Below are 6484 nucleotides of genomic sequence, written 5' to 3'. Positions count from 1 at the left end.
CCGGGGGGCGGGTTGTCGCGCCGGGCCTGGAGCAGTTCGGTGCGTTCGGCGGGGGCGAGCAGGTCGATATCGCCGACCCGTGCGGCGCTGTCGGCGACCACGGCCGCGAGCAGGCGGTGCAGTCGCTCCACGAAGCCGACCACGGTGCGTTCGTCGAACAGGTCGGTGGCGTAGGTGATGAAGCCGCCGATACCCGCGGGTGCGCCGTGTTCGTCGTAGCCGTCGGAGACGATGAGGTGCAGGTCGAACTGGGAGACCTCGAGGTCGGCGTCCACCCCGGCGATGGTGAGGCCGGGCAGTTCGAGCGCGGCGCGGGCCATGTTCTGGAAGGACAGGCCGACCTGGAACAGCGGGTGGTGGGCGGTGGTGCGCGGCGGGCTGAGCACCTCGACCAGGCGCTCGAACGGAATATCGGCGTGCGAGAACGCCTGCAGGTCGATATCGCGCTGCCGGGCCAGCACGTCGGCGAAGGTGTCGCCGCCGTCCAGGCGGGTGCGGAAGACGACCGTGTTCACGAACATGCCGATGAGGTCGTCGAGTTCGCGTTCGCCGCGTCCGGCGACCGGGGTGCCGATGGCGATGTCACCGGAGCCGGACAGTCGCGCCAGCAGCACCGCGAACGCGGTGTGCACCACCATGAACATGGTGGCGTTGTGCTCGCGGGCCAGCCGCACCAGCCCGGCATGGGTGTCGGCGTCGATGGTCACGTCGACGCGCGCACCCGCCAGCGACGCCACCGCGGGCCGCGGCCGGTCGGTGGGCAGCTCCAGCAGGTCGGGCAGGTCGGCCAGCGCCGTGCGCCAGTAGTCGATCTGCTGTGCGGCAATGGATTCCGGGTCATGCTCGTCGCCGAGTACGGCCCGCTGCCACAGCGCGTAGTCCGCGTACTGCACGGCCAGCGACTGCCAACCGGGTTCGTAGCCGCCGGTGCGGGCGGCGTAGGCGGTCATGATGTCGCGCACCAGCGGCCCCATGGAGGAGGCATCGGCGGCGATGTGGTGGGCGACCACGGCCAGTACGTATTCGCGCCGCGAACCGGGTGCGAGATCGCTGATCTCCAACAGCCGCACCCGGATCGGCACCTCACGGGTGACGTCGAAGGGGGTGGCGGCGAGTTCGGCGACCGCTGCGAAGGCTTCCTCCGAGGTGACGCGCACCGGCGCGAGCCGCACGGCCGCCTCCGGCGATCCGGCGGGCAGCACCAATTGCACCGGACCGTCGGCGGTTTCGGGATAGACGGTACGCAGCACCTCGTGCCGGGTCACCACGTCGTCGAGCGCGTACGCCAGCGCCTCGGTATCGAGACTGCCCGACAGTCGCAGCGCGAACGGCAGATTGTAGGCCGCCGAACCCGCCGACACGGTGCCGTCGCCGAGATCCTCGAAGCGATTGAGGAACCACATGCGCTGCTGCGCCAGCGACAACGGCAAGCGCTCCGGACGCGCGATAGCGCCCAACTCGTGGGTGCGGCCCCGGCGCGTCTGCGATTCCGCCGCCGCCGCCAGCGCGGTCACCGTCGGCGTCTCGAACAGGGTGCGCACCGGCACGCGCGCACCGATGGCGGCCCCCAGCCGCGCCACCACCTGCGTGGCGACCAGCGAATTGCCCCCCAATGCGAAGAAGTCGTCGTCCGCGCCGACCCGCTCGATCCCGAGCACCTCGGCGAACACCCCGGCGACGATCTCCTCCACCGGCGTCGCGGGAGCACGGAATTCGCGTCCGGCGAAGGTCGGTTCGGGCAGCGCCTTGCGGTCCAGCTTGCCGCTCGCGTTCAGCGGGAATTCCGCCAGCGTCACGACGGTCGCCGGAATCATGTACTGCGGTAGCGAATCCGCCAGCGCCGCCAGCAGTTCGGTCTGCTCGATGGTGTGGCCGGGCGTGGGCACGGCATAGGCCACCAATTGGTCGCCCAGCTCGGACGGCACCACCAGCGCTACCGCCGCGCTCACCGCGGGCTGGGCCAGCAGTGCCGTCTCGATCTCGCCGAGCTCGATCCGCTGACCACGGAACTTCACCTGGAAATCGGTGCGCCCGATGTAATCCAGGCGCTCCGGCCGCACCCCGTCGGATTCGCGCCACACCACCAGGTCACCGGTGCGGTACATGCGCTCACCACGACCGAACGGGTTGGCCACGAACCGATCCGACGTCAGGTCCGGTCGCCGCACATAACCGCGCGCCAGCTGATCACCGGCCAGATACAGCTCACCCGCGACACCGGCCGGAACCGGCCGCAACCGCGAATCGAGCACGTACACCCGACTGTTCCACTGCGGCAGACCGATCGGCACCGAGGACCGTTCGTCCCCACGCGCCTGCCAGTAGGTGATGGACACCGCTGCCTCGGTGGGGCCGTACAGGTTGTGCACCCGCGCCCCCGACACGGCCCGGAACGCGGCGACCGTCTCCGGCGGCAGCGCCTCACCGATGACGAAGACGTCCTGGAGCGTCGGAATACTGCCGGGCGCGGTGTGCGCGGCGAAGACGGTGAGCATGGACGGCACGAAGTCGGTGATCGTGACGCCCTCGCGGGCAATGGTTTCCGCCACGTACAGCGGATCCCGGTGGCCGTCGTGGGTGCCGACCACCAGCTTCGAGCCGGTGCGCAGCGGCATGAAGTAGCCCCACAGCGATACGTCGAAGGTGGTGGCGGTCTTCTGGAAGTAGACGTCGTCCGGCGTCAGCGGGTAGGCCGCCAGCATCCAGGTGGTCTGATTGTGGATGGCGGCATGCGAGACCGCGACCCCCTTGGGCCGACCGGTGGAGCCGGAGGTGAAGATGACGTACGCCGGATGATCGGGCCGCACCGGCCGCAGCAGCTCACCGGAAGTAACGGGCGCGGCGGCGAATTCGTCCAGCGGCGCGGTGTCGAGCCGGATGACCGGCGTGCCCTCGGGCACCAGCACCTCGTCGGCGCTGGTGGTGAGCACCGCCACCGGTTGCGCGGTGTCGAGAATGTGGGCGATGCGCTCGGCCGGATGGTCCGGATCCAGCGGCACGTACGCGCCACCGGCGGTGATGATCGCGTACATGCCCACCACGAGATCCAGCGACCGCCGGATCGCCAGGCCCACCAGTGATTCCGCGCCCACACCCTCGGCGATGAGCAGCCGGGCGAGCCGGTTGACCCGTTCATCGAATTCGCGGTAGGTGAGTTCCGCCCCCTCGTACACCACCGCGACGGCGTCCGGATGCCGCCGCACCGCGCGGCGGTACTCGTCCAGCAGCAGTTCGGGGGCGATGGGATGCGCGGTGTCGTTCCAGTGGTGCAGGATTCGCTCCCGCTCGGCGGCGTCGAGCAGGTCGATCTCACCGAGGGCGGCGCGCGGATCGTCGGTGACGGCGGTGAGCACGCGCACCAGCCGTTGCGCGAACTCCGCCACCGTGACCTCGTCGAACAGGTCGGTGGCGTAGGTGAACACGGCTGTCATGCCGTCGGCCGCACCGTCGCGCTCGCGTGGAATCACCGACAGCTGGAGGTCGAATTTCGCTACCGCACCGTCGAATTCGACGGCCTCGGCGGTGAGTCCGGGCAGCTCCATGCGCGGGGTCTCGATATTGTGGAAGAACAGCGCCACCTGGAACAGCGGGTGGTGTGCCTGCGACCGCACCGGGTCCAGGATCTCCACCAGCCGCTCGAACGGCAGCTCGGCGTGCGAGAACGCCGCCAGATCCGTTTCTTTCGCGTTCTCCAGCAGGTCCGCGAACGTCGCGCCCGTGTCCACCCGGGTGCGCAGCACCAGCGTATTGACGAACATGCCGATGAGGTCGTCGAGTTCGCGCTCGCCGCGGCCCGCGACCGGCGTGCCGATCACGATGTCGTCTGTGCCCGAGAGCCGCGCCAGCAGCGTAGCCAGCGCGCCGTGCACGACCATGAACGGCGACGCGCCGCTGTCGTGGGCGAGTTCGGTGAGGCGCGCGTGCAGCGCGGGGTCGATCTCGAAGGTGTACACCGCGCCCCGCCCGGACGCGATGGACGGCCGCGGCCGGTCGGCCGGCAGGTCGAGACGGTCCGGGATGCCCGCCAGGGTCTCGCGCCAGTAGTCGATCTGGTTGGCGGCCAGCGAGCCGGGTTCGTGTTCATCTCCGAGCAGCGCCCGCTGCCACAGGGTGTAGTCGGCGTACTGCACCGCCAGCGGCTCCCAGGCGGGAGCCTCGCCACCGCGACGTGCGAAGAAGGCCGCCAGCAGATCTCGCATGAACGGTCCCACCGACGCGCCGTCGGCGGCGATGTGGTGCACCACCACCGCGATCACATAATCGTCGCGCCCGATTTCGGCGAGTTCGATGCGCAGCGGCACCTCGGCGGCCACGTCGAAGCCGCGCAGCGCCAGCCCGGTGAGCCATTCCGCGACCCGCTCCGGCTCCACCACCTGCGGCTCCAGCTCCGGAGTCGCCTGCTCCGCGGGCAGCACCACCTGATAGCCGGTGCCGTCCACGGCCGGGTACACCGTCCGCAGCGTCTCGTGCCGCCGCACCAGGTCACCGATGGCCGCACGCAGCGCCGCGATATCGAGCGCACCGGTGAGCCGAATGGCGAACGGGATGTTGTTGGCCGCCGAGGCGGTGTCGAACTGGTTGAGGAACCACATGCGCTGCTGCGCCAGCGACAGCGGAATGCGGTCGGGGCGCGGCTGCGGCGTGAGCGCGGGCCGTCCGCCCGCGCCGACGAGCGGTTCCAACTGGGCGGCCAGTCCGGCGACCGTCGACGCGGTGAAGATCATGCGGGCCGGGACGCGCGCGGAGATCTCCGCGCCCAGCCGGGCGGCGACCCGGGTGGCGATGAGCGAATTGCCGCCGAGTTCGAAGAAGTCGTCGTCCGCGCCGATGGGATCGCCCGGGTCGAGCAGGTCGGCGAAAACGCCCGCGACCAATTCCTCCAGGCGACCGGCCGGGGCGCGGAATTCCTTGGTGCGCAACTGCGGTGCGGGCAGGGCGCGGCGGTCCAGCTTGCCGACCGGCGTCAGCGGAATCGTATCCAGCACCATGATGGTGGTGGGCACCATATGCGCGGGCAGGCTCTGCTCGGCGTAGGCGGTCAGCTCGTCCACATCCACCGACGCGCCCGGGGCGGCATGGACGTAGGCGGCGAGAATGGTCGCCCCGGAATCGAGCTGGTGACCGACGGTGACGGCGAAGTCCACGCTGTCGTGCGAGCCCAGCACCGCGTCGATCTCGCCCAGTTCGATGCGGAAGCCGCGCACCTTCACCTGGAAGTCGTTGCGCCCCAGGTACTCCACATCACCGGAGGGAGTGCGCCGCACCAGGTCGCCGGTGCGGTAGAGGCGGGATCCGCCCGGATCGAGCGGATTGGCCACGAAACGCGCCGCCGTCAGGCTCGGTCGCTCGTGGTAGCCGCGCGCCACCTGCGCACCGGTGATGTACAGCTCCCCCACCACGCCGTCGACCACCGGCACCAGCCGCTCGTCGAGCACGTATTCGGTGATGCCGCGCACCGGACCGCCGATGGTGACCAATTCCCCCGGCACCAGCGGTGCGCTGATATTGGTCATGATGGTGGTCTCGGTGGGCCCGTACCCGTTGTAGAACTCCCGGGTGCCGCCGCCGGCAATGGGAAGTACCCAGCGCCGCACCAGATCCGGCGGGCAGGCTTCGCCACCGGCGACCACCACGCGCAGGTCGTCGAGCCCGGTGGGATCCACCGATGCCAGTGCGGCCGGGGTGATGAACGCGTGCGTCACCCGTTCCCGCCGCAGCAGCGCGGCCAGTTCGTCACCGCCGAGCACCTCGGGCGAGGCGACCACCAGCGTCCCCGCCCCGCCGAGGGCGAGCAGCAGCTCCAGCACCGAGGCGTCGAAGGACGGGGAGGCGAAATGCAGTGCGCGCGATTCGGTTCCGGTGCGGTAGCGCTCACGCTGCTCATCGCAGAAGCCGGACAGACCGGCCTGCGTGACCACCACGCCCTTGGGCTTGCCGGTCGAACCGGAGGTGTAGATGACGTAGGCCGGATGTTCGGCGCGCAGCTGCCGCACCCGGTCCGCCGAGGTGATGGCCTCCTCCGAATACGACGCCACCTGCCGCTCGAATTCGGCGGTGTCGATGGTCAGCCATTCGACGTCGTCGGCCAGATCGTCGCGCACCGCGGCGACGGTCAGTCCCAGCACCGCCCGCGAGTCGGTGACCATGTGGGTCACCCGGTCGGCCGGATAGTTGGGGTCGACCGGAACGTATCCCGCGCCGGTCTTGGCGACCGCCCACACCGCGACGACGGAGTCCAGCGACCGCGGAATCCCGACCGCCACCAGATCCTCGGGTCCGATCCCCCGCTCGATCAGCAGCCGTGCCAGCCGGGTGGAGCGCGCGTCCAGCTCGGCGTAGCGGAGCGTCCCCAGCGTGGCCGCGGCATCGGCGTAGACGATGGCCTCCCCGCTCGGATTGGCCTCCACCGCCGACGCCATGAGCTGCGGCAGCGTGGTGACCCGGGGTCGACGGGTGCGGGTGGGCCGCTGACGAACCGGCCGGG

At 70.4% G+C, this 6484-nt stretch carries 1 protein-coding gene; it reads right to left on the bottom strand.

Going from position 1 to position 6484, the window contains the following annotated elements:
* On the bottom strand, nucleotides 1–6484 hold a 6484-nt coding region (locus QK444_RS30470; protein WP_282785557.1), incomplete at both ends, for a non-ribosomal peptide synthetase.

It is taken from the genome of Nocardia sp. CC201C, assembly GCF_030010695.1.
Taxonomy (GTDB): domain Bacteria; phylum Actinomycetota; class Actinomycetes; order Mycobacteriales; family Mycobacteriaceae; genus Nocardia; species Nocardia otitidiscaviarum.
Note: the sequence above shows the minus strand (reverse complement) of the source record. Positions and strands in the feature narration are given on the sequence as shown.